The following is a 428-nucleotide window of genomic DNA, read 5'->3' as shown; positions in this document are numbered from 1 at the left end:
GTGTCCACACAGATGATTGTTGATTAGAATTAGAGAACACAACATTGTTTGGGTCTGTAGCTCAGCTGGTTAGAGCGCACGCCTGATAAGCGTGAGGTCGGTAGTTCAAGTCTACTCAGACCCACCACTTTGCTTTTATACTTCGTTATGTATTTACTCGCTTAGCGAACTAAGCGTCGCAAATACATGCCTTGTCTAAAACACAAAGCATGTGGATGTCAAACAATGTATTCCTAGTAATGTGGGGCTATAGCTCAGCTGGGAGAGCGCCTGCCTTGCACGCAGGAGGTCAGCAGTTCGATCCTGCTTAGCTCCACCACTTTACTAACACTTCTTAAAGATAAGCACTCTTACTTAGTTTACAGTTTAAATAAACTGAGAGTTTTTAACTCTGAGAAGTTATTCTCTTGCTCTTTAAAAATTTGGAA

Annotated in this window: 2 tRNA genes; both read left to right on the top strand. The window is 41.8% G+C overall.

Going from position 1 to position 428, the window contains the following annotated elements:
• The first annotated feature begins 50 nt into the window (after positions 1–50).
• Positions 51–127 (top strand) — tRNA-Ile (locus N473_RS25710).
• 116 nt (positions 128–243) lie between these two features.
• Positions 244–319 (top strand) — tRNA-Ala (locus N473_RS25705).
• The last annotated feature ends 109 nt before the right edge of the window (positions 320–428 follow it).

Origin of the sequence: Pseudoalteromonas luteoviolacea CPMOR-1, assembly GCF_001625685.1 — a bacterium.
GTDB classification, from domain to species: domain Bacteria; phylum Pseudomonadota; class Gammaproteobacteria; order Enterobacterales; family Alteromonadaceae; genus Pseudoalteromonas; species Pseudoalteromonas luteoviolacea_K.
Note: the sequence above shows the minus strand (reverse complement) of the source record. Positions and strands in the feature narration are given on the sequence as shown.